The organism is Amycolatopsis sp. NPDC059235, assembly GCF_042754125.1.
Taxonomy (GTDB): Bacteria; Actinomycetota; Actinomycetes; order Mycobacteriales; family Pseudonocardiaceae; genus Amycolatopsis; species Amycolatopsis albidoflava.
In genome coordinates, this window is record NZ_JBHZAG010000040.1 from 1 (window position 1) to 21,961 (window position 21,961).

At 70.2% G+C, this 21,961-nt stretch carries 20 protein-coding genes; 13 read left to right on the forward strand and 7 right to left on the reverse strand.

Annotation, left to right across the window (positions count from 1 at the left end):
* Positions 1–124: 124 nt before the first annotated feature.
* A complete protein-coding gene (locus ACFXI3_RS24705; protein WP_378402450.1) occupies positions 125–727 on the reverse strand; it encodes a hypothetical protein in 603 nt (200 codons plus the stop codon).
* A 224-nt stretch (positions 728–951) separates the two neighbouring features.
* On the opposite strand from ACFXI3_RS24705, the gene ACFXI3_RS24710 reads away from it, so the two are divergent.
* The 13 genes from ACFXI3_RS24710 (at position 952) to ACFXI3_RS24770 (ending at position 12,626) form a co-directional block, all read left to right on the forward strand.
* Positions 952–1,812 (forward strand): TetR/AcrR family transcriptional regulator, encoded by an 861-nt coding sequence (locus ACFXI3_RS24710; protein WP_344275504.1) that lies wholly within the window; start codon positions 952–954, stop codon positions 1,810–1,812.
* The gene (locus tag ACFXI3_RS24715) at positions 1,812–2,705 is read left to right on the forward strand and encodes a 3-keto-5-aminohexanoate cleavage protein (protein ID WP_344275507.1); all 894 of its coding nucleotides are present in this window, start codon (positions 1,812–1,814) and stop codon (positions 2,703–2,705) included. The genes ACFXI3_RS24710 and ACFXI3_RS24715 overlap by 1 nt, the downstream gene beginning before the upstream one ends.
* The gene (locus ACFXI3_RS24720; RefSeq protein ID WP_378402452.1) at positions 2,698–3,639 is read left to right on the forward strand and encodes a 3-hydroxyacyl-CoA dehydrogenase NAD-binding domain-containing protein; all 942 of its coding nucleotides are present in this window, start codon (positions 2,698–2,700) and stop codon (positions 3,637–3,639) included. Before ACFXI3_RS24715 ends, ACFXI3_RS24720 begins: the two co-directional genes overlap by 8 nt.
* The gene (locus ACFXI3_RS24725; RefSeq protein WP_378402454.1) at positions 3,632–4,057 is read left to right on the forward strand and encodes a thioesterase family protein; all 426 of its coding nucleotides are present in this window, start codon (positions 3,632–3,634) and stop codon (positions 4,055–4,057) included. The genes ACFXI3_RS24720 and ACFXI3_RS24725 overlap by 8 nt, the downstream gene beginning before the upstream one ends.
* Before the next feature lie 75 nt (positions 4,058–4,132).
* Positions 4,133–5,725 carry an ABC transporter substrate-binding protein gene (locus tag ACFXI3_RS24730; protein ID WP_378402456.1) on the forward strand — a complete coding sequence of 531 codons (1,593 nt, stop codon included), beginning with the start codon at positions 4,133–4,135 and terminating at the stop codon, positions 5,723–5,725.
* Positions 5,722–6,678 (forward strand): ABC transporter permease, encoded by a 957-nt coding sequence (locus ACFXI3_RS24735; protein ID WP_344275520.1) that lies wholly within the window; start codon positions 5,722–5,724, stop codon positions 6,676–6,678. The genes ACFXI3_RS24730 and ACFXI3_RS24735 overlap by 4 nt, the downstream gene beginning before the upstream one ends.
* On the forward strand, positions 6,675–7,571 hold the full coding sequence (locus tag ACFXI3_RS24740; protein WP_378402458.1) for an ABC transporter permease: 897 nt from the start codon (positions 6,675–6,677) through the stop codon (positions 7,569–7,571). The genes ACFXI3_RS24735 and ACFXI3_RS24740 overlap by 4 nt, the downstream gene beginning before the upstream one ends.
* Positions 7,568–9,133, forward strand: a complete 1,566-nt coding sequence (locus tag ACFXI3_RS24745; protein WP_378402460.1) for an ABC transporter ATP-binding protein — start codon at positions 7,568–7,570, stop codon at positions 9,131–9,133. Before ACFXI3_RS24740 ends, ACFXI3_RS24745 begins: the two co-directional genes overlap by 4 nt.
* A 10-nt stretch (positions 9,134–9,143) precedes the next feature.
* The gene (locus ACFXI3_RS24750; RefSeq protein WP_378402462.1) at positions 9,144–10,244 is read left to right on the forward strand and encodes a serine hydrolase domain-containing protein; all 1,101 of its coding nucleotides are present in this window, start codon (positions 9,144–9,146) and stop codon (positions 10,242–10,244) included.
* 15 nt (positions 10,245–10,259) lie between these two features.
* On the forward strand, positions 10,260–11,165 hold the full coding sequence (locus ACFXI3_RS24755; protein WP_378402464.1) for a cobalamin-binding protein: 906 nt from the start codon (positions 10,260–10,262) through the stop codon (positions 11,163–11,165).
* Positions 11,166–11,305: 140 nt separating this feature from the next.
* A complete protein-coding gene (locus tag ACFXI3_RS24760) occupies positions 11,306–11,905 on the forward strand; it encodes a hypothetical protein (protein ID WP_378402466.1) in 600 nt (199 codons plus the stop codon).
* Positions 11,902–12,105 carry a DUF6186 family protein gene (locus ACFXI3_RS24765; protein ID WP_344275539.1) on the forward strand — a complete coding sequence of 68 codons (204 nt, stop codon included), beginning with the start codon at positions 11,902–11,904 and terminating at the stop codon, positions 12,103–12,105. The genes ACFXI3_RS24760 and ACFXI3_RS24765 overlap by 4 nt, the downstream gene beginning before the upstream one ends.
* A 41-nt stretch (positions 12,106–12,146) precedes the next feature.
* On the forward strand, positions 12,147–12,626 hold the full coding sequence (locus tag ACFXI3_RS24770) for an SRPBCC family protein (RefSeq protein ID WP_378402468.1): 480 nt from the start codon (positions 12,147–12,149) through the stop codon (positions 12,624–12,626).
* On the opposite strand, the gene ACFXI3_RS24775 is transcribed toward ACFXI3_RS24770, so the two are convergent.
* The 6 genes from ACFXI3_RS24775 to ACFXI3_RS24800 form a co-directional block, all read right to left on the reverse strand.
* Positions 12,623–13,399, reverse strand: coding sequence for an SDR family oxidoreductase (locus ACFXI3_RS24775; RefSeq protein WP_378402470.1), 777 nt, complete (start codon positions 13,397–13,399; stop codon positions 12,623–12,625). The genes ACFXI3_RS24770 and ACFXI3_RS24775 overlap by 4 nt on opposite strands.
* A gap of 77 nt (positions 13,400–13,476) precedes the next feature.
* Positions 13,477–13,827 (reverse strand): hypothetical protein, encoded by a 351-nt coding sequence (locus ACFXI3_RS24780; protein WP_344275547.1) that lies wholly within the window; start codon positions 13,825–13,827, stop codon positions 13,477–13,479.
* A 77-nt stretch (positions 13,828–13,904) separates the two neighbouring features.
* Positions 13,905–14,846, reverse strand: coding sequence for a non-homologous end-joining DNA ligase (gene ligD, locus ACFXI3_RS24785; RefSeq protein ID WP_378402472.1), 942 nt, complete (start codon positions 14,844–14,846; stop codon positions 13,905–13,907).
* Between the two features lie 33 nt (positions 14,847–14,879).
* Positions 14,880–16,427 carry a hypothetical protein gene (locus ACFXI3_RS24790; RefSeq protein ID WP_378402547.1) on the reverse strand — a complete coding sequence of 516 codons (1,548 nt, stop codon included), beginning with the start codon at positions 16,425–16,427 and terminating at the stop codon, positions 14,880–14,882.
* A gap of 154 nt (positions 16,428–16,581) precedes the next feature.
* Positions 16,582–18,621: an MDR family MFS transporter gene (locus tag ACFXI3_RS24795; RefSeq protein WP_378402474.1), complete on the reverse strand. Its 2,040-nt coding sequence runs from the start codon at positions 18,619–18,621 to the stop codon at positions 16,582–16,584.
* 146 nt (positions 18,622–18,767) lie between these two features.
* The gene (locus ACFXI3_RS24800; RefSeq protein ID WP_378402476.1) at positions 18,768–21,749 is read right to left on the reverse strand and encodes an arabinosyltransferase domain-containing protein; all 2,982 of its coding nucleotides are present in this window, start codon (positions 21,747–21,749) and stop codon (positions 18,768–18,770) included.
* Positions 21,750–21,961: the final 212 nt, after the last annotated feature.

A 21,961-nucleotide genomic window follows, 5' to 3' on the forward strand; every position in this document is an offset into this window, starting at 1 on the left:
TGTCAAGGCATCTTTCCCGCCTTGACAAGCACCCCCGAACCGTCAGCACAATCAACCTTCGGGGTGCCCCACGCAACCAAGAGGGGCCGATGTCGCCGCCAGGCGACGAGCCGACAACAAAAGATCACAACGGCGGCTGACGCGTGATCCCCAGATCGATCCGCATCGCAAGCCGCGCCTTGGCGTGCAATTTCACCAGCTTGTCGAGAAGCTCGATGACGTCGTCGAGAATGCGCGCCCGCACGGTCGCGTCCGGCTCGTGCTCGGCCGACCTGAGCATCCGGTAGGCGACAGTCAACTGCCGGTTCATCCCCTTCTCCGCGGCGAGCACATCATCGCTAGCCGTCATCTGCGCCTCCGCCCGAGTGTCGCGCTGCGCGCGACGGGCAGTCTGCACCTCGGCGGCCTCGGCCTCCGCCGGAATTCCGGCCTTGAGCGCGTGCGCGTAGGTCAGCATCGCGTCCCGGTAATTCCGGTTGTTCGCGGTCAACTGGATGTAGCACTCGCGCAACTGCTCGGCTTTCCGCTGCTTCTCCGCGGCTTCGAGTTCCGCGCTGCGCAACCGATCCGCGTGTTCCAGTTCCTGCAGCTTCGCCCGGAGCCCGAGCCGCTGGGTGAGAACTGCGGAAGCGAGCGTCCCGCACACCCCGACGACTCCGATGACCAGCGCGACGACAGTGGCGAACACCCGGACCTCATCGAGTTCGATCGGCTGACGGACGGACACGTTCGGCTTTCCGGCACAGCACGTTAGCGGCAAGCCCGGCTCCAGGACCAGCGCCGCGCACGACCGCGTACCCCGGCCCGGTGTGGACACCTCAGCCTCACCGACTGATCCGCCAGTCAACCCAAGATCGCAACTCCTTGACACACAACCGATATCTCAAACCGTTACGTGTCCAACCCCACCAGAGTTGCGATTTTCGCAACGCGGCGTTAGCGTCTCCGGCCATGGACGAAACCGACCAGCTGAGAGAACGAGTGCGCCAGCTGATCCAGTCCATGCCCGTCCCCCAACGCGAGTTCGCCGCCGCCATCGGCCTGGACCAGACCAAACTCTCCAAGGCCCTCAACGGCGCCCGCCGCTTCTCCCCGCACGAGCTCGTCCGCGTCGCCGAATACTCCGGCGTCACGGTGAACTGGCTGCTCAACGGCAGCGACGACGCCAAAACCGTCACCGCCGTCCCAGCCCCCGCGGCGGGAACCGCCAGCGACCCCGACGACCTGGCGCACTCCGAGCCAAGGCGGCGGATCCTCGAAACCGCCTGGCAGCTCATCGCCGAGCGCGGCTATCACCGGGTGCGCATCGCCGACATCGCGCAAGCGTGCGGCACCAGCACCGCGGCCATCCACTACCACTTCCCCACCAAAACCGAAGTTCTCGACGAAGCGTTGCGGCGCAACGTGAAGCTCGCCTTCGACCGGCAGGTCGCCGAGTTGCACGCGGTGCCCGGCGCGCACGACCGGCTGCTCAAGCTGGTCGAGCTCCAATTGCCCACCGAGGGCCTGCTGCGCGCCGAATGGTCGGTGTGGCTGCAGGTCTGGAACGAGGTCGCGCTCGACCCGCGGCTGCGTTCGCTCTACACCGACTCCTACGACCGCTGGTACCAGACCATTCTCATGACCATCCGCACCGGCCAGGAACAGGGCGCGTTCCGCCTGGCCGACCCCGAGGCCGCCACCGCGCAGCTCACCGCGCTGATCGACGGCCTCGGCATCCAGGTGCTGACCGGACGGCCCGGCAGCACGGTGGGCGCGATGCGCGCGCACCTGCACGACTTCATCGACCGCTCGATCGTCCAAGGAGCCTGATGAACCACGAGGTCATCGTCACCTGCGCGCTCACCGGCGCGGGGGACACCACCCGCCGGAGCCCGCACGTCCCGGTCAGCCCGGCGCAGATCGCCGAAAGCGCCATCGAGGCCGCCAACGCCGGCGCGGCCGTGGTCCACATCCACGTGCGCGAACCCGAAACCGGAGCCCCGTCGCGGGACGTCGCGCTGTACCGCGAGGCGGTGCGCCTGGTCAAAGAGTCCGGTGTGGACGTCGTCGTCAACCTCACCGCGGGCATGGGCGGCGACCTCGTCATCGACGCCGAAGACCCGCTCAAGCCGGTCGACGGCACCGACCTCGTCAACGCGCACGACCGGCTCCCGCACGTCGAGGAACTCCTGCCGGACATCTGCACGCTCGACTGCGGTTCGCTGAATTTCGGCGAGGGCAACCAGCTTTACGTGTCCACTCCGGACATGCTGCGCACCGGCGCGAAGCGGATCCAGGAACTGGGTGTGAAGCCCGAGCTGGAGATCTTCGACACCGGCAACCTCTGGTTCGCCACGAAGATGGTCGAAGAAGGCCTGATCGACCCGCCGCCGCTGTTCCAGCTGTGCATGGGCATCCCGTACGGCGCGCCGCCGGATCCCGGGCTGCTGCAGGCGATGGTCCACCTGCTGCCGGAAGGCGCGCAGTGGGCGTCGTTCGCCATCGGGCGCGACCAGATGCCGTGGGTCGCGCAGTCGGTGCTGCTGGGCGGGCACGTCCGGGTCGGGCTGGAGGACAACCTCTACCTGGCGCGCGGCGTCAAGGCCACCAACGGCCAGCTCGTGGAACGCGCGGTGGACATCGTGCAGAAGCTCGGCGCGGACATCGCCAGTCCGGACCGGGCGCGGGAAATCCTCGGGCTGAAGGAGCGCGTGAATGCCTGAGACCACTGTGGACACTGTCGCCTGCATCGGAGCCGGAGTCATCGGCGGCGGCTGGGTCGCGCACTTCCTCGCCCAGGGCTTCGACGTCCGGGCCTGGGACCCCGCGCCGGACGCGGCCGAGAAGCTCGAACGGCTCGTCAACGCGGCGTGGCCCGCGCTCACCGAACTGGGCCTCAAGCCGGGCGCGAGCCGAGACCGGCTCACTGTCACCGCGACGCTCGCAGAAGCCGTCGACGGCGTGGGCTTCGTCCAGGAAAGCGCGCCGGAAGACTTGGCGCTCAAGCAGAAACTCCTCGCCGACATCGACGCCGTCACCGCGCCGGACGTCGTGATCGCCTCGTCCACCTCCGGCTACGGCATGACCGAAATGCAGGTCGCCGCGAAGACGCCGGAACGGCTCGTGGTCGGGCATCCGTTCAACCCGCCGTACCTGATCCCGCTGGTCGAGGTCGCGGGCGGGAAGCTCAGCGCGCCGTGGGCGGTCGAGCGGGCCGCCGAGTTCTACCGCCGCGTGGGCAAGTCCGTGATCACCATGGACCGCGAGGTGCCCGGCTTCATCGCGAACCGGCTCCAGGAAGCGCTCTGGCGAGAAGCCCTGCACATGGTCGCGAACGGCGAGGCGACCGTCGAGCAGATCGACCTCGCGATCACCGACGGGCCGGGCCTGCGCTGGCCGATCCAAGGCCCGATGCTCACCTTCCACCTCGCCGGCGGCGAAGGCGGCATGGCGCACATGCTGGACCACTTCGGACCGTCGCTGAAGTCGCCGTGGACCCGGCTCGAAGCGCCCGAACTCACCAAGGACCTGCGCGACGCCGTGGTCGACGGCTGCGACGACGAGGCGGCCGGGCGGACCATCGCCGACCTGATCGCCGAACGCGACCGGGCGGTCATCGCGATCCAGCGCGCGGTCGGGCAGGCCCGTCGTGGCTGAGTACCGCGACCGGGTCCGTCCAGAGTGGATCGACTACAACGGCCACCTCTCCGAGCCCTACTACGTGCTCGTCTTCGGCGACGCGACCACCGCGCTGATGGACATCGTCGGCCTCGGTCCCGGCTACCGCGAGAGAACCGGGGCGTCGCTGTACACAGTGGAGGCTCACGTCCGGTATCTGCGCGAAGTCGGCGCGGACGCCGAGCTTGAAGTGACCACCGCCGTGCTGTCAGTCGGCGCGAAAAAGGTGCGGCTCTGCCACGAAATGCGGGTCGGCGACGAACTCGTCGCCACCGAAGAACTGCTGTGCCTGCACGTTTCCGGGGGCCGCGCGACGCCGTTCCCCGCCGAGGTGGCCACCGCGCTGGAGGCGCATCTCGCCCCGGTCCCGGACTACGCGGGACGCGCCATCGCCTGATCCCCTCCCCACCCCCTCGTGAGCGGCAATCCCGGTTCGCGCCGGGATTGCCGCTCACCCGCTCGAAAGTCACCCATGGAAGCCCGATGTAAACCGACCAACGTTTCCCGCCGCCGATTCCTCACCACCGCGCTCGCCGGTGCCGCGCTCGCCGGCACCGCACCCCTGCTGGCCGCCTGCGGCTCCACCGTCGCCGCGGCCGTCCCCTCCGGACCGCCCAAACGCGGCGGCGCCCTCCGCGTCGGCGTCACCGGCGGAGGCGCGTCCGACACGCTCGACCCGCACATCCCGGCCACGAACCCGGACATCGCGCGGGTGCTCAACCTCTACGAGCCGCTCCTGCTGCGCGATCACGACTACCGGCTCCAGATGCTGGTCGCCGAATCGCTGAAGTCCTCGCCGGACGCGCGCACCTGGACCGCCGTGCTGCGGTCGGGCATCCGCTTCCACGACGGCCGCCCGGTGACCCCGGCCGACGTCGTCGCGACCTTCCGCCGGATCACCGACCCGAAGGACCCGAAGAGCGGCGCGGCCGGGCTGACCATGCTCGGCGAGGTCGTCGCCACCGGCGACCGGACCGTCGAATTCCGCCTCACCTCCCCGAACTCCGGGTTCGACGACCTGCTCGGCCAGTACAGCCTCGGCATCGTCCCGGCCGACTTCGACGTCAAGCGGCCGATCGGCACCGGACCGTTCAAAGCCGACACGTTCACCGCGGGCCTGCAGAGCACCTTCGTGCGCAACGAGCACTACTGGCGGCCGGGCGAGCCGTATCTGGACCGGTTGTCGCTCATCAACTTCTCCGACGACGACGCCCGGATCAACGCCCTTCTCTCGTCCCAAGTGGACGCGATCGACCAGGTTCCCGTCGCGCTCGTGGACGTGCTCCGCAGCGACCCGCGCATCCAGGTGCTGCGGTCGGAAACCGGGACCTGGCTGCCGTTCACCATGCGGGTGGACCGCCCGCCTTTCAACGACGTCCGCGTACGCCAAGCGCTGCGCTTGGTGGTCGACCGCGAGCAGATGATCAACCAGGTGCTCAGCGGACAGGGCCGGGTCGGCAACGACCTGTACGCGCCCTTCGACCCCGCGTACAACCGGCAGTTGCCGCAGCGAAAGCAGAACATCGAGGAAGCGAAACGCCTGCTCGCCGAAGCGGGCAAGCCGAATCTCGACATCGAACTGGTCACCGCGCCGATCCAAGCCGGCGCGGTCGAGGCCGCGCAGGTGTTCCAGCAGCAGGCCAAGGCGGCCGGGGTGAACGTGCGGATCCGGAAGATCGACACCACCACGTTCTACGGCGAGAACTACCTGTCCTGGGATTTCGCGCAGGACTTCTGGTACACGCGCAACTACCTGCCGCAGGTCGCGTCCGGTTCGCTGCCGAAAGCGCCCTACAACGAAACCCATTGGAACGACCCGGAATTCACTGACCTCGTCACGCGGGCGAGCGCCACGGTCGACCCGAAGGCGCGCGCGGAGCTGCTCCGCCGGGCGCAGCAGATCGAGTACGAACGCGGCGGCCTGATCGTGTGGGGCTTCGTCGACCAGGTCGACGCCTATCAGTCCTATGTGGCCGGTTTCGTACCGGACCGCACCGGGATTTCGCTGTCGGGCTACCAGTTCCGGCAGGTCTGGCTCGGCACGGCGGAAGGCGGCGCGGCATGACCAGGCTGATCCTCAAACGGCTTCTCGTGAGCCTCGTGGTGCTGTGGCTGGTCACCCTGCTGGTGTTCGTCGCGACACTGCTGCTGCCGGGCGATCCGGCCCGGGCCATCCTCGGCCAGCAGGCGACTCCGGAGCGGATCGCCGCGCTCCAGCACACGCTGCACCTCGACGAACCGGTCTGGCAGCGCTACCTCTCCTGGCTCGGCGGCCTGTTCACCGGCGATCTCGGCACTTCGACCTCGACCCAGGGCCCGGTCACGACGCTGCTGGCGGACCGGGTGTCCGCCTCCCTGGTGCTGCTCGTGCTCGCCGCGGTGATCGCCACCCCGCTCGGGCTCGCGCTCGGCACGTGGAGCGCGATGCGCCGCGGCCGCGCCGGCGACCAGGTGGTGTCCGGAATCAGCCTGGTGATCGCCGCGCTGCCGGAGTTCGTCATCGGCGTGGCACTCATCGTCCTCTTCGCGACCACCGTGTTCCGCTTTCTGCCCTCGGTCACGCTCACGCCACCAGGCGAAGCGGTCTGGGCCCAACCAAGTCAGCTTGTCCTCCCAGTGCTCACCCTCGTGCTCGTCGTGACGCCGTACATCACGCGGATGATGCGCGCGACGATGAACGAGGTCCTCGATTCCGGGTACGTGGAAATGGCTCGGCTCAAGGGAATGCGCGAGCGGACTGTGCTGCTGCGGCACGCCTTGCCGCACGCGGTCGGCCCGGTCGCGCAGGTCGTCGCGATCCAGCTGGCGTGGCTGGCCGGCGGCGTCGTGGTGGTCGAATTCCTGTTCCGCTACCCCGGCATCGGCCAGGCGCTCATCGACGCGGTCGGCAAACGCGACGTCGCCGTGGTCCAGGCGGTGACGCTGCTGATCGCCGCGGTCTACATCGTGGTGAACCTGCTGGCCGACGTGATCGGCATCCTCGCCGATCCCAAGCTCCGGACGGAGGCAGTGCGATGACCGCGGTCGAAGAAGAACAGGTGGTCCCAGCCGTCCCGGAAACGCCGCCACGCGCGGCCGGGCTGATCCGCGCCGCCTGGGCGTTCCCGCAGGCCAAGGTCGGCACCGTACTGGCCGGAGTCGTGATCCTCGTGGCGCTTGTCGGCCCGTGGCTCGGGCCGATCATCACCGGCCACACCACCACGGACTTCGCCGGGAAGCCGTTCAAACCGGACGGACTGATGGGCACCGACGGCCTAGGCCGCGACGTCCTCACCCGCTTCCTGGCTGGCGGCACCACGCTGCTGCTGTACGCCGTCCTCGCCACCGCCCTCGGCATCGTGCTCGGCGCGCTGCTCGGCATGATCGCCGGATACGGCGGCGGCTGGCTGGACAGCCTGCTGATGCGCGGCAACGACGTCCTGCTGTCGTTCCCGCAGCTGGTCATCGCGCTGCTGGCGATCGCGGTGATCGGCCCGAAAGGCTGGCTGCTGGTGCTGGTCATCGGGCTGACGCACGCGCCGCGGACCGCGCGGGTCGCCCGGCAGGCCACCGTCTCGGTGCGCAATCACGACTACATCCGCGCGGCCGAGATGTACGCCGTCCCGCGCAGCCGGATCCTGTTGCGCGAGATCCTGCCGAACATCACCGGCCCGCTGATGGTGGAGCTGGGCCTGCGGCTGACCTATTCGATCGGCTACATCGCCTCGCTGTCGTTCCTCGGGCTCGGCATCCAGCCGCCGGCCGCGGACTGGGGCCTGATGATCAACGAGAACCGGATCGCGCTCGTCGTGCAGCCGTGGGGCGTGCTGCTCCCGGTGGTCGCGATCGCGGTGCTGGCCGTCGGCACGAACCTCGTCGCCGACTCGCTCGCCTCGGCCGCGGCCGGGCGGACCCGGGAGGGACGCGCATGACGACCGCTCTGGAGGTGACCGGACTGGCCGTGCGCACCGCGGCGGGCCGTCCGGTGCTGCATTCGGTGTCCTACGAGATCGCGCCCGGCGAGGTCCTCGCGCTCGTCGGCGAATCCGGCTCCGGCAAGACGACCGCCGGACTGGCCGCGCTCGGCCATTTCCGGCGCGGGCTGGTGTCCGGCGGCGGCAAAGTGGTGCTGCATCCGCGCGACGGCGAACCCGTCGACGTCCTGACGCTCGACGACGCCGCGCGCCGCCAGTTGCGGGGCAGCGCCGTCGCGTACATCCCGCAGGACCCGGCGCTGTCGCTGAACCCCGCGCTGCGGGTCGGGCGGCAGATCGCCGAGGTGCTGGAAACGCACGGGTATCCGGGTTCCACCGAGGAGCGGGTAGCCGAGGTGCTCGCCGAGGTCGGGCTGCCGTCCGACGAGGCCTACCAGCGGCGATACCCGCATCAGCTGTCCGGCGGGCAGCAGCAGCGGGTCGGCATCGCGATGGCATTCGCGTGCCGCCCGAGCGTCGTGGTGCTGGACGAGCCGACCACCGGGCTCGACGTGAAGACCCAGGCGCTGGTGTTGGAAACCGTCCGGCAACTGACCTCCGAACACGGCGTCGCGGCGCTCTACATCACGCACGACCTCGCCGTGGTGGCGCAGCTCGCGGACCGGGTCGCCGTGATGTACGAGGGAAACCTGGTCGAATGTGGCGTCGCCGACGAGGTGTTGCGGCGGCCGAAGCACGCGTACACCAAGCGGCTTCTCGCAGCGGTGCCCGACCTCGGTGCGGAACCCGCCGCCGCTCCCCCGCCGGACGACGCAGTGCTCGCCGCGCGCGACATCCGGCTGGCCTACGGGCAGCAGAAGGTGTTGCGCGGCATCGATCTCGCCGTGACGCGCGGCGAAAGCGTGATGCTGCTCGGCGAATCCGGCTCGGGGAAAACCACGCTGTCGCAATGCATCGCCGGGCTGAACCGCGGCTTCACCGGCACCGTCGCGCTCGAAGGCACTCCGCTGGCCCCGGCTGCCCGCCAGCGCAGCACCGACGAACTGCGGCGGATCCAGTACGTCTTCCAGAGCCCGTTCTCGTCGCTGAACCCGCGCAAGACGATCGCGCAGTCGATCGAGGTTCCGTTGGTGCGCTTGACTTCCCTCTCCCGCACGGAGCGCCGGAAGCGGGTCGCCGAGACCTTGGACCGCGTACGCCTGCGGCAAGACCTCGCGAACCGGCTGCCCGACCAGCTCAGCGGCGGCGAACGGCAGCGCGCCGCGATCGCCCGCGCGCTCGTCACCACGCCGGACGTCCTCGTGTGCGACGAGGTCACTTCAGCGCTGGACGTGTCCGTGCAGGCCACCATCGTGGAGTTGCTCGGCGAACTGCGCCGGGAACTCGGCATGGCGATGCTGTTCGTGACGCACAACATCGCCCTCGCCCCGGAGGTGGCGGACCGGATCGCGGTCCTGCGCGGCGGCGAGATCGTCGAGGAAGGCACCGTCGAGTCGGTGCTGAGCTCTCCGTCGCACGAGTACACCAGCGAACTTCTCGCTACGACGCCGAGGCTGTGAGGAGCCGATCATGACTGTGCACGGAGCGGTGAAGCCCGGTTACGAGGGCGTGCGAGAAGCGATGGGCGACATCATCGAAGCGACCACCGGCGGAGCCGCGTTCAGCGTCTTCCGCGACGGCGCGCCGGTGGTGGAGCTGTGGGGCGGCTCGGCGGCGGACGGCGTGCCGTGGACCGAGGACACCCGGGCTGTGCTGTTCAGCGGCACCAAAGGCGTGGTCGCGACCGTCCTGGCGATGCTGACCGCACAGGGGAAGCTCGACCCGGACGAGCGCGTGACCCGCTACTGGCCTGAATTCGCCTTGGCGGGCAAGGAGGAGGTGCCGGTCTCGCAGGTGCTGTCGCACACTGTCGGGCTGCCCTACGTCGAGCCCGACCTGCCCATGCTGGACAACGCGGCGAACGCGAACGCCCTCGCCGCTCAACGTCCATTGTGGACTCCCGGCACGAAGGTCGCGTACCACGCGCTCACCTACGGCTACCTCGCCACCGAGCTGGCCCGGCGCGTCACCGGCGAGGACCTTGGCACCCTCGTCCGCGACCTCCTCGCCGAGCCGCACGGCCTCGACCTGCGGCTCGGCACCCCGCCGACCGTCCCGGTGGCGACCCTGCGACGCGCGCCCGGCTACCGGATCAGCACCTTCCTCCAGGACGAGGAACGCCGCCGGATCGTCGAACGGATGTACCGCGGCCTGCTCGATTCCGGCGACTCGATGAACTCGCCGGAGTACCGCGGAGCGACGCTGGCCGCAGGCGGCGCGGTCGGCACCGCAACCGCGATGGCCCGCCTGTACGACCTGCTGCGCTCCGGCAAGCTCGTCCCGGACGACGTCCTCGCGCAGGCCACCCGCACCTGGTCCGAGGGCATCGACGCGATCAACGACCGCCCGCTGCGCTTCGGCCTCGGCTTCGAACTGGCCGACCCGATCGGCACCTACGGCCCCGCCGACGCCGATCCCGCCGCCTTCGGCCATTCCGGCGCCGGCGGCGGTCGCCACGGCGCGTGGCCGACCCGGGGTTTGTCCTTCTCCTTCGTGACGAACGAACTCCAGGCCGAGGATGTCGACTACCGGGCTTCCTCGCTGCTGGAGGCGCTGCACGAGGCCGTCTGACCTACCGTGGACCGCATGCGGATCGTGTCCCTGCTGCCCGCCGCCACCGACCTGGTCGCCGTTCTCGGCAAGGCTGGCGACCTAGTCGGCCGCACCCACGAATGCGACTGGCCCGCCGAAATCGCGTCCGTGCCGGTGGTGACCGCCGCGGACCTCGACTCCGACACGCTGACCAGCCGCGAAATCTCCACCGCGGTCGGCTCGTCGCACCAAGGATCGTCGCTCTACTCAGTGGACCTCGACCAACTGGCCGCACTCGCGCCAGACCTCGTGCTCACCCAAGACCTGTGCGAGGTCTGCGCGGTGTCCTACACGCGCGTCGCGGCGGCGGTGCGGATGCTCGACGCCGGACCGCGCGTGCTCAGCCTCGAACCGCGCACCCTGGACGAAGTCCTCGACTGCCTGACCACCCTCGGCGACGCGCTGGGCGTCCCGGACGTCGCCGCTGCCCGCGCAGCCGAACTCCGCTCACGGCTCACCGCCTTGCGGAACAGAGTCGCCGGGCTCCCCCGGCCAAGGGTGGTCGCGCTCGAATGGCTCGATCCGCTCTGGCCCGCCGGACACTGGGTGCCCGAGCAGATCACGGCCGCGGGCGGCACGCCGCTGCTCGCCGAACCGGGCGAGCACACCAAACCGATGACCTGGGACGCCGTCGCCGCCGCCCGCCCGGACGTCCTGCTCGTCCTCCCCTGCGGCTTCTCGCCGGACCGCGCCGAGGCCGAACTCGACGTCCTCACCTCCCGCCCAGGCTGGGCCGACCTGCCCGCAGTACGGAACGACCGGGTCTGGCTCCTCGACGGCCCGTCCTACTTCAACCGGCCGGGTCCTCGAGTGGTCCGCGGAGCGGAAATCCTCGCGACAGTGCTCCACGGCCTCCCTGCTGATCCCCCCGTCGGTGCCGACGAAGCCCGCCCGATCTGACCCTCTCGCCCGCTGCGTCTCGCGGAACTCGCATCCGCCGTACCCCGCAAATCCGGCCGTTCCCCCGAAAAGATCGCCCGTCCGGGAAGCCAATCGCCCCCTTTCGTGTTGTCCTCCAAGCAGGACCGGCACGAAATGGGGTGCGTCGCTTGAGCTCATCCGAACGGCACGCGGCGGACTACCCGGCGCACCGGCTGGCCGTCGATCTCCCGATCGCCGCCCTCCTCATCGCCTCCCTCGCCCACTGGATCCGCGGCGCTCCCGCCGACGGCGTCATCTTCTTCGCCGCCGCGATCCTGCTGCTCTTCACCGAACGCCACAGGGCCGCCGACGCGCTCCTCGCACCGTCCACCCGGCTCCCCGGCACCTCGCTGATCGCCGCTGCCGCACTGGTAGCGCTCGTCTTCGGCCGCCAGACCGTGCCGATGTTCCTCACCATCGCCGCGATCGGCATCGGCGCGTTGGTCGTGGAATGGCGGGACCCCTCGCTCCCGCCGCAGCCGGTCCCACGCCGAGGCTGGCTGTGGGTCGCGCTGGCGATCTCCTGGTGCCTCTGGGAACTCGTCTCCTTCATCTACGAACAGGCCGCGGGCGGACTCTCGCTCACGCACCCGACGATGAGCGACCTCGTCGACCCGATGCTCGACAACCGCGTCGTCCAAGCACTCGCGCTCGGCGTCTGGGTCGCGGCCGGGCTGGCGATGCTGCGCGCGGCCGCCGCGGCGAGGAGAACGGCATGAGCAGCAGGCTGATCACCGAAATCGGCTTCGGCGCGATCGTGGCCGCCGCGATCCTGCTGTGGCTGGGCAGCCATCTGTTCCCGAAGAAAATCCCGCCGCTGACCCGCGTGCTCTCGGCGCTGATGCGCAAGCGGTCGACCCGGATCGCGCTCGTGCTGGCCTGGTGGTGGGTCGGCTGGCACTTCTTCGTGCAGAGCTGAGAGCAAGCTAATCATCGATTATTGCTGCTATAGTCGATGACATGACCAGCACCGAACGCCTCGAGGTCTCGCGGATCGTCCCCGCCCCCGCCAGCGCCGTCTTCGCGGTCCTCGCCGACCCGCAGGGCCACGTCGACATCGACGCCTCCGGAATGCTCATGGACGCCGAAGGCGAACCGGTAACCCAGGCCGGAGACCGGTTCGTGGTCCACATGGACCGCGAAGCGCTCGGCGACCGGCCCATCGGAAAATACGACGTCGAGGTCGTCATCACGAAGCTCGTCCCGGACGAGGAGATCGCCTGGACCGTCGAGGGCAGCCTCCGCCCGCACGTCCGCCACATCTACGGCTACCGGCTCGAACCCGCCGACGGCGGCACCCGCGTCACGTCCTATTACGACTGGTCGGAGCTCTCCGAGGAGTGGAAGGAGCGCCTCACGTTCCCGGTCGTTCCCGAGTCCGCGCTCAAGGCGACGCTCGGCATCCTGGAGCGCACCGTCCGCCGCCGCGCGGCCCGCTAGCGGTACCGCAGCGCAGTCGGCTTGCCCTGCTCCGCCAGATACTGCTCGAAGGTGACCACGCCGTCGGCATGGTTCGGCGCCAGATTCGCGCCAGTCGCGTAGCCGTGCCCGATCCGCCCCGGCACCGGCACCGAAACGAGCCGTTTGCCCTTCCCGGCCGCGGCGAGCAGGGCACGCGCCAGATCCTCCGTAGTCCGCACTTCCGGGCCGCCGAAATCGGCGGCCCGGCCCCGCGGTTCGCCTTGGGCCAGTTCGACGAGCCGCGCCGCGACGTCGCGGACGTCGACGGGCTGGAACCGGAACTTCGGCACCGGCACGACCGGCAGCCGCGCGGCGCCGGCGAGGATCGTCCGCACCAGCGAGTGGAACTGTGTCGCCCGCAGGATCGTGTGCGGCATCCCGGAATCCGCGATCACCTTCTCGGCGGCCAGTTTCGCCTGGTAGTAGCCCATCGGGATCTTGTCCACGCCGACGATCGAGACGTACACCAGATGCGGCGTCTGCCCGCTCCACCGCGCGGCCTCCACGAGCGTGCGCACCGTCTGGACCTCGTGGCGATAGTCCGTGGCGCAATGGATCACGGTGCCGACCCCGGCGACCGCGACGTCGATGCCCCGCCCGTCGCGGAGGTCGCCGGCCGTCCACTCGACACCTTCGCTGGACCGCCGTCGCCGGCTCAGCGCCCGCACCGGCGCCTCCGCGGCCCGGAGCCGTTCCACGACCACCCGACCCAGTTGTCCGGTCCCGCCGGTGACGAGGATCTGCTCGGCCACGTGGTCCTCCCGCTGCCGCACCGCCCGGGCTCAGCCGGCTCTCGTCCGCCATCCTGGCATGCCCGGCACCGCGGGGGTCAAAACTTCGAGCGCCACCGCACAGTCGGCTCGTCCGTGCTGTCCCGGCGCGGCGCGTCCTTGCGCAGCAGCACCGACAACCGTCCGTAGGCGGTGATCAGCTCCGACGTCGCCTCGTTGCCCCGTCCCGCGCGAGCGTGGTCGAACGCCTGCCGCAGGGCGGCCAGCGCGGCCGGTTCCGCGGTCGAGAGCAGGCCCGCGGCTTCGGAAACGGTCTCCGCGAGCCCGTCCAGCATGGCTTTCGTTTCCGGCCGGCCGGGCGCGACTGTCAGCACCGGCGACAGCACGCGCAGCTGGTGGTGCAGGCGATAAAGCACGGCGAGCGGATCGTTGTGCCCGGCACTGTCCATCGTGCTGTCCTCCGCTCCGTCCCCGGGGAGACTCGGCGGGCGCTCCCCCATGACGCCAGGCGCCCGAATGATTTCGCTCAGGAGTCGTCCGCCTCCACCCCGTCCCGGTCGGCCCACTCCAGCAACGGCTCGAGCGAATACGCCACGTCGTCGATGCCCGCGTGCAGGTCGCCGAGTTCGGCGAACCGGGCGGGCACGGTCGCGATCGTGCAGTCGTGCGGGTCGACGTCGTCGACCTCGTCCCAGCGAATCGGCGTGGACACCAGCGCCTCCGGCACGCCGCGCACCGAATAGGCGCTCGCGATCGTGTGGTCGCGAGCGTTCTGGTTGTAGTCCACGAACAGCTTTTCCGGATCCCGGTCCTTGCGCCACCAGGTGGTGGTGACCTCGTCCGGAGCCCGCCGCTCGACCTCGCGGGCGAACGCGAGCGCCGCCCGGCGGACGTCCGCGAATCCCCAGCGCGGCTCGATCCGGACATAGATGTGCATCCCGCTGCCGCCGGACGTCTTCGGCCAGCCGCGGATGTTCAGCTCGTCGAGGATTTCCTCGGCGACGTGCGCGACCCGGCGCACCGTCTCGAACCCGCATTCCGGCATCGGGTCGAGGTCGATCCGCCATTCGTCCGGCCGTTCGGTGTCCGCGCGCCGGGAATTCCACGGATGAAACTCCACAGTGGACATCTGCACCGCCCACGCCACGTGCGCCAGCTCGGTCACGCACAGCTCGTCCGCGTGGCGGTGGTAGCGCGGAAACTGCACCCGCACCGTCTCCAGCCACGGCGGCGCACCGTTCGGCACCCGCTTCTGGTGCACCTTTTCCCCGGCCACCCCGGACGGGAACCGGTGCAGCATGCACGGCCGCTCTCGCAGCGCGCGCACGATCCCGTCGCCGACCGACAGGTAGTAGCGGACGAGATCGAGCTTCGTCTCGCCGCGCGCCGGGAAGTAGACCCGGTCCGGGTTGGACACCCGGACCGTCCGGTCCCCCACCTCGAGCTCGACGGCCTCGCCCTTCGCCATGGAACCGACCGTATCCGGAAATCGGCCGGTGCGTCAGCGGTCGAACGGCACGAGGGTGAAATGCCCGACGCCCTTGGCCGCGGAATAGACCGTCCACTGGTCCGGACCGTTGCCCGGGCCCTTGTCGTAGAGCAGCCGGTAGTCCGGCTTGCGCAGCGGCAGCCGGTGGAACCAGTGGTAGTTGATCCGGAGGATCGTTTTGCTGAAGAAGCCGTCCTCGGCGAGCCGCTTGTTCACGATCTTCGTGACCTGGCTGCGGTCGGAGAACACGTCGAGGATCTGGCAGTCGCAGTAGTAGGCCAGCGTGCCGATCTCCCCCGGCCCGGCCACTGACTTGCCTTGCAGCCGCGCGCCGAGTTCCTTGCCGACCCGCGCGTAGTCGGTCGAACTCGCCCAGTTGCCGAAAATGACCGGCGACTGCCAGGGCACGCCCTGCGCGAGGTCCACGCCCACGTTGGCGAGCGCGACCGCGCCGCCGAGCCCGAGCGCGACAAGCGGCGGGACGCGGTTCAGCTTCGGCCGCTTCTTCGTCTCGGCGTGCCAGACGCCGATCATCAGGACCGCGAACGAAGCCGTGCTGACGATCGGGGTGACGTAGTACCAGTGGTACGGGCCGACGCCGAGCGTCGAGTAGACGATGTAGTAGACAACGCCGCCCGCGCCGAGCGAGACGACCGGGGCCAGCTGCGGGAAGTCGTCCCAGCGGCGCGCGAAGCGCAGGGCCAGCCAGCCGAGCAGCACGGTCACGCCGACGAGCGCCGAGGCGAAGGCGACCATCACGGTGAACGGCAGGTACAGGAAGTACATCATCGGACCGCTGAAGTAGCCCCAGGCGCCGAAGAGGCCTTCCTGGTCCTGCTTGATCACCAGGGTGTCCGGGATGAAGGAGCCGAGGGCGAACCAGCTCGTGAGGAACCACGGCGCGGACACCACGACCGCGGCGGCCACGGCCGTCCAGAACTTCTTCCGGATCGCCGCGGTGGAGAAGGCGATCACCAGGACGAACACGACCAGGTCGAGGCGGGTCAGCACGGTCAGCGCGGCGACCGCGCCGAACAGCACCGGCCGCTTCTCCAGCGCGGCCACGACGAGCCACAGCAGGACGGTCGGGACGAGCAGCACCTCGAGGCCGGTGGCCGACAGCAGGAACGGGTTGGCGATCACCAGCAGCAGGCCCAGCACGCCGACCCACGGCGACAGGCCGAAGCGGCGGGTCAGCCGTGCCCACGCCCAGCCGATCGCGGCGCTGCTCAGCACGGTGAGCGCGCCCAGCGCCACCACCGTGTGCGCGGAGCCGCTGATCCGGGTGACGAAGGTCAGGAACCCGAGCAGCAGGACGTCGAGCGGCGACGTCGCGGAGTTCGCGATCGAGCCGGGAACGAGCGCCCATTCGCCGTGCAACGCGAGATTCTTCGCATACGACAGGGTGATGTACCCGTCGTCGGTGAGGCTCCCGCGCACGAGCAGGAACGAGAGCAGGCCGAGCACCGCGGCGGCCAGCGGCAGCCACGCGGCGAGGCGGGACCGGACGGGAACGCGCGCGCTTTCCGCGCTGTTCGAGTCGTCCGAAGTCGTGAGCACAGATTCATCCACCGACATGATCCCGGAACAGTAGAGGGTGTCTGACAGGCAGATGCTAACGGGCTGTCCGAAACGTCGGCGCCTCCGCACCCGTTGCACCAGCGGTACCGGTTTCGCAACGGTTTCCCGCCGCGCGGCGCAATTTCCCGCAGTTTCACGCCAGTGCGTGCCGTCCCCCGGCGCGGTCGGCGCCCTGGTCGAGGATCCGCGTCGCCACGCGGGTGATCGCGGCGTCCAGTTCGGACCGGTCGCCGGCGCCCCAGTCGCCGAGGCGTTCGGCGATCCAGTCGTGCCAAGCGCGGACGAGCTTGTCCCATTCGCGCGTCCCGGATTCGGTGAGCGACCAGCTGTCCCGCGCGTAGTTCAGGTGCCCGGTGAGTTCCAGCCGCGCGAAGGCCGGTTCGAGAACCTGCGCCGGGACGCCGTGGTCCTCGCCGATCGCTTCGAGCGTCGCCGGACGGCCGGCCCGCTCGCGAAGCCGGACCTGCAGAACGCACCACAGCCCGCCGACGTCCAGTTCGGACCCGGCCCGCGCGACGATCGCGGGCGCGGCTTTGCGGCGTTCCCGGAACAGCAAAGTCGCGATCGCCCGTTCGAGTTCCCGATCGGGTTCGTGCGCTTCGGGCATCGCGAATCCGTCGCCGAGGTCCGGCGCGGCGGCGCGGGCGGTGTCGCGCAACGGCATTTCCTTGAGGAAGAACGCGAGCACGAAGGCGACCAGCCCGACCGGCGCGGCATAAAGGAACACGACGTGCAGCGAATCCGCGTACGCGCTGATCACCGGTTCCGAAATCGTCGCGGGCAAATGGTGCAAGGCCAGCGGAACCTGGACGGCTTTCGGGTCGACGCCCGGCGGCAGCGGGTGTTCGGCAAGCGCTTTGGCCAGATTCGGGCCGAGCTGATTCGCGTAAATGGTGCCGAAAATGGCCGCGCCGAACGAACTGCCGATCGAACGCAGGAAGGTCACCCCGGACGTCGCGACGCCGAGATCCTTGTAGTCCACAGTGTTCTGCACCGCGATGGTCAGCACCTGCATGCCGAGCCCGATCCCGAGGCCGAGCACCGCCATGTAGAGCGCGGATTCCCAGAACCCGGTGTGCGGGCCGAGCCGCGACAGCAGATACAGCCCGACCGTCATCACCGCGGATCCGACCAGCGGATAGATCTTGTACTTCCCGGTCCGGCTGACCAGCGTGCCGGACAGGATCGAGGCGACCAGCAGCGCGAGCACCATCGGCAGCAGCCGCACACCGGACGTCGTCGCCGACACGCCCTGGACATACTGCATGTAGGTGGGCAGATAGGACAGCGCGCCGAGCATCGCGAACCCGACGACGAAGCTCATGATCCCGGCGACGGTGAACACCGGATTCCGGAACAGCCGCATCGGCAGCATCGGCTCCGGCGCGCGCAGTTCGACCGCGACGAACCCGCCCAGCAGCACCACCGAGCCCGCGGCCATGCCGATGATCACCGGCGAACCCCACGCGTACGTGGTCCCGCCCCAGCTCGTGACGAGCGTCAGCCCGGTCGCGGCGAGGCCGATCAGCAGGATGCCGAGGTAGTCGATCACCGGCTTGACCGCGGCGCGCACGCTGGGCATCGCCGACGCGGCCACCGCGAGCACCACCACGGCGAGCGGGATGTTGACGTAAAAGGCCCAGCGCCACGACAGATGGTCGACGAACAATCCGCCCAGCATCGGCCCGGCCACGGTCACGACGCCGAACACCGAGCCGAGCGCGCCCTGGTACTTGCCGCGCTCGCGCAACGGGACGACGTCGGCGATCAGGGCGGTCGAGGTGACCATCAGCCCGCCGCCGCCGAGTCCCTGCACCGCGCGCCAGATGATCAGCCAGGTCATGCTGTCGGCGAACCCGCAGAAGAACGAGCCCACGCCGAACACGATCACCGACAGCTGGAACATCAGCTTGCGGCCGAACAGGTCGCCCAGCTTGCCGACGACGACCGTCATGATCGTCTCGGCCAGCAGGTACGCGGTGACCACCCAGGACAGATGCCCGGCCCCGCCGAGGTCGCCGACGATGGTGGGCAGCGCGGTCCCGACGATGGTCTGGTCCAGCGCGGCGAGCAGCATGCCGAGCACCACCGCGCCGAACACCGCGTGGATCTTGCGCCGGGACAGCGCCGCCGGCGCCGGTTCTTCCCGGATCTCCTCCGCCGTGGCCGTCATCGGCTCCTCCTCGCGCGCCCGCGCCGGGCCGCTCCCGGCGCGTCCACGTAAGCACCTCGGTCCACTGTGGAATAGCCGCCGGGCCCCGTTGTCGCCCGTTCCGGTGACCGCGGCGGAACGACGGTCGGGCGCGCTTCACGTCTTGCCTACCCGTCGCCTCCTCGGGTCGAGTCGAGCACGGCCGTCTGTTTCGCCAGCCCGGACGTCGGCCGGGTGCCGTGTTCGACGGTCAGTCCCCGCATCGCGACCGGGTAGTCGAACCGGTACACCGCGACCGGCTCGCGCAGTTTGTCGCCGCGCAGGTACGTCGGGACTTCGGTGGCCTTCGCATCGGCGAACAACGGCACGTACGGCCCTCCGGCGTCCGCGGAGTAGGCGACGCTGGCCAGCGACTGCGCGTCCGGACCGGGGGCGAACCGGTAACGGACCGGCTGCACGATGCCGTCCGCCAACGAGGCCGGAGTCCGGCACGGCACGACGAAAGCATTGGTCCAGTCCAACGTCACCGGCGCGCTCGGGGGGATCTCCTTCGTCAGCGGCGCCAGTCGCGGAATCCGGGGTGCGGTGACCCCGACCCAGCCGGACGGACCGGGGTCCGCGTCCCGTGCGACGACCCGGACCCGTCGCGCGCCCGGAGCCTGCCAGCGGGGATCGAACCGCGCGTCGCTCCACTTCCCGCTGCCGTCCCCTTTGGCCTTCACGGCCGCGAGCACGGTCCCGTCCGCTTTCGCGAACTCCGCCGACACCTGCACTTTCCCCCGCCCGGCAAAGGAAATCACGACCGGAGCCGAATCCTTCGCCCCGATGTCGGCGGGCAGGTCGTACCACCCGGTGGTGAGCGTGCCGGTCTCGGACGGCGACCGGTAGGAACTCCACGCCGGGTGCGCCGGGTCAGTGCCGTACGGGGTCCGCGGCGCCGAGCCCGGCGGGAACGCGGCGTTCATCGCGAACCCCTCCGCCGCGGCCGGGGCGGACGGCCGGAGCACCCCGGCGCCGACGTCCGGCTCGACGTCCAGCCAGTCCTCGACGCCGCAGGAGCTTCCGGCGCTGCCAGCACTTGGCGCGAGGCCGAGCGAAGCCAGGTTCGACCGGCCGACGGAGTAGGTGTCCCACCGCAGTTTCACCGCTTGCGCCTGCCCGGCCAACTCGACCGCCACCGTCGCGGCGGCCACCGCGACGATCGCCCAGCCGGACCTCGGCAGCCAGCGCGGCGCGCGCCCCGCCTCCGGCCGCCGCTTCGCGCTCAGCCAGACCCCGGCGAGCACGCCGCCGAGCGCGACGGCCAGCCCGGCCCAGAGGACCAGATCCGCCAGCCGCACGCCCTTCACCGAGGGAACGGAATCGCCCCAGCGGACGTCGTAGTCCGACTGCATCCACCACCGGTCCGGCGCCGACCAGGCCAGCCACGTCGTCGCCGCGGCCAAGCCCAGCGCCGCCGCCCGTGCCCACACCGAGGACAGCGCTCCGCGCGCCACGGTGTGCACCAGCATCACGGTCACCAGCGTGCCGAACCCGGCCAGCGCACCGAAGTGGTGCGTCCACTTCGTCGGCGTGAACGCGAGCACGACGAGACACAGGACGCTGACGACGACCATCCGGCGGGCAGGCCCGACGGCCAGTCCCGGAGCACGGCGCCGGATCAGCAGCACGGCCGTCAGCGCCATCGCCAGGAACATCAGCAGCACCGGCACCCGGCGGTTCAGCGCACCCTCGACCACCGACGGGTCGAGCAGGGTCGTGTAGCGGGTGATTTCGCTCTGCCACGGGAGATCCGGGCCGATCTGCTGACGGACGACGGTCGACTGCAGGACGGCAGTCAGCGGCTGGTCGTAGAACGCCGTCAGCAATGCGCTGCCCACGGCTCCGGCGACGACCGCGATCGTGCCGAGCACCCGGAGGTCGGCCCGCCTGCGCACCAGCCGGACGAGGGGGCGCACTCCGGCGACGAACGGCAGGAATGCCGCGACTCCGAGCGGGTTGGTCGTCGCGGTGGCGCCGGCGACCACGAGCCCGACCGCGACCGGCGTCACCGCACCGGTCGCCACGGCACGCTCGACCAGCGCGAACACCGCCAGCGAGCCGAACACGATCCACGGCTCCGGCCGCAGCCCGACGTCGAAGGCCAGGTACCACGCCAGGAACAGCGCCGCGGCCGCCCAGCGGGTCCACCGGCCCGGCCGGTCGACCAGGCGCGGCAGCACCAGCCGATCGATCAGGAACCAGGACGCCAGCCCCAGCAGCACCGAGGGCAGCCGCATCCACACCATGGCCGGCGAGATGCGGCCGAGCAGCGCGTACAGCTCGTAGTACCAGCCCCACGGCGCTTCCGGCGCGTTGAACCAGCGGAAGTAATTGCCGGTGAACCCGCTCGATTCCCGAGCGCGCAGCATCGTCGAGATGTATCCGTCGTCCACGGTGAGCGCACCGATGACGGACCAGACTCCGAGCACCCCGGTCACGACGACGTCCGCCGGCCGCGGCACCCACGCCCGCCGGGGGAACAGCCGGACCTTTCGCGCGGCACGCCGGTCGCGCCGGATCAGCAGCACGATCATGCCGAGCAGCGCGAGCAACGAGACCGCGCCGAGCGCGACCTTGAGCACGCTCGGCGAGCTGACCCATCGGGTGTCGGGTTCGACCTGCGCGGACACCGTGCCCGGACGCTCGGTGTACAGGCCGGTGACGGCCGGGCGGCTCGCAGTCCTGGCGGTGCCGACGGCAGTGCCTTGACCGTCCGAGTGCACGGTCAGCCGGCAGTCGCCGCCGGACGGCCGGCGCATCAGTTCGGTGCCGCCGAGTTCGGCTCTGACCGTGCCGCCGACCGCCCTGATCTCCAGCCCGCCGCCGAGCGGCTCGGCGCCTTGTTTTCCTCCCGGCGGAGTGGTCGCCAGGATCAGCCCGTTCGGGTCGGCGCATCGGACGGTCGCGTCCATTCTGGCCGGGTGGTACGGGTACGACGGCAGCGCGGTGTCCTGCGCGCCGTTCCAGCGGTAGGTCGTTGTCTCGGTGTTCACCGGCGCCACGGTGAACAGCACCGCAGTCAGGGCGGAAAGGAGCCCGAGGCCGATGATGAGCCAACGATCGCCGGGTTGTCCGCGTGCGGTGGCGTCGGAATCTGGGGACGGCATCGCGCGCAGTTTAGTGTTCCGGGGTTTCCCCGCCGTGAAGCGGCCTCGCCGCGCACCGGTTCCGTCCGTCCACTGTGGAACAGCCGCCCGCCGTCGGCATCGCCCGTTCCGGCCGCCTCCGCGCTCTGGCGGACGCCCGCTTCCGCCGATACCCTGGATACCCCCGGCGGCTGCCCGAAAGTCTCCGCGCGCACCGTCCATCGTGGACATCC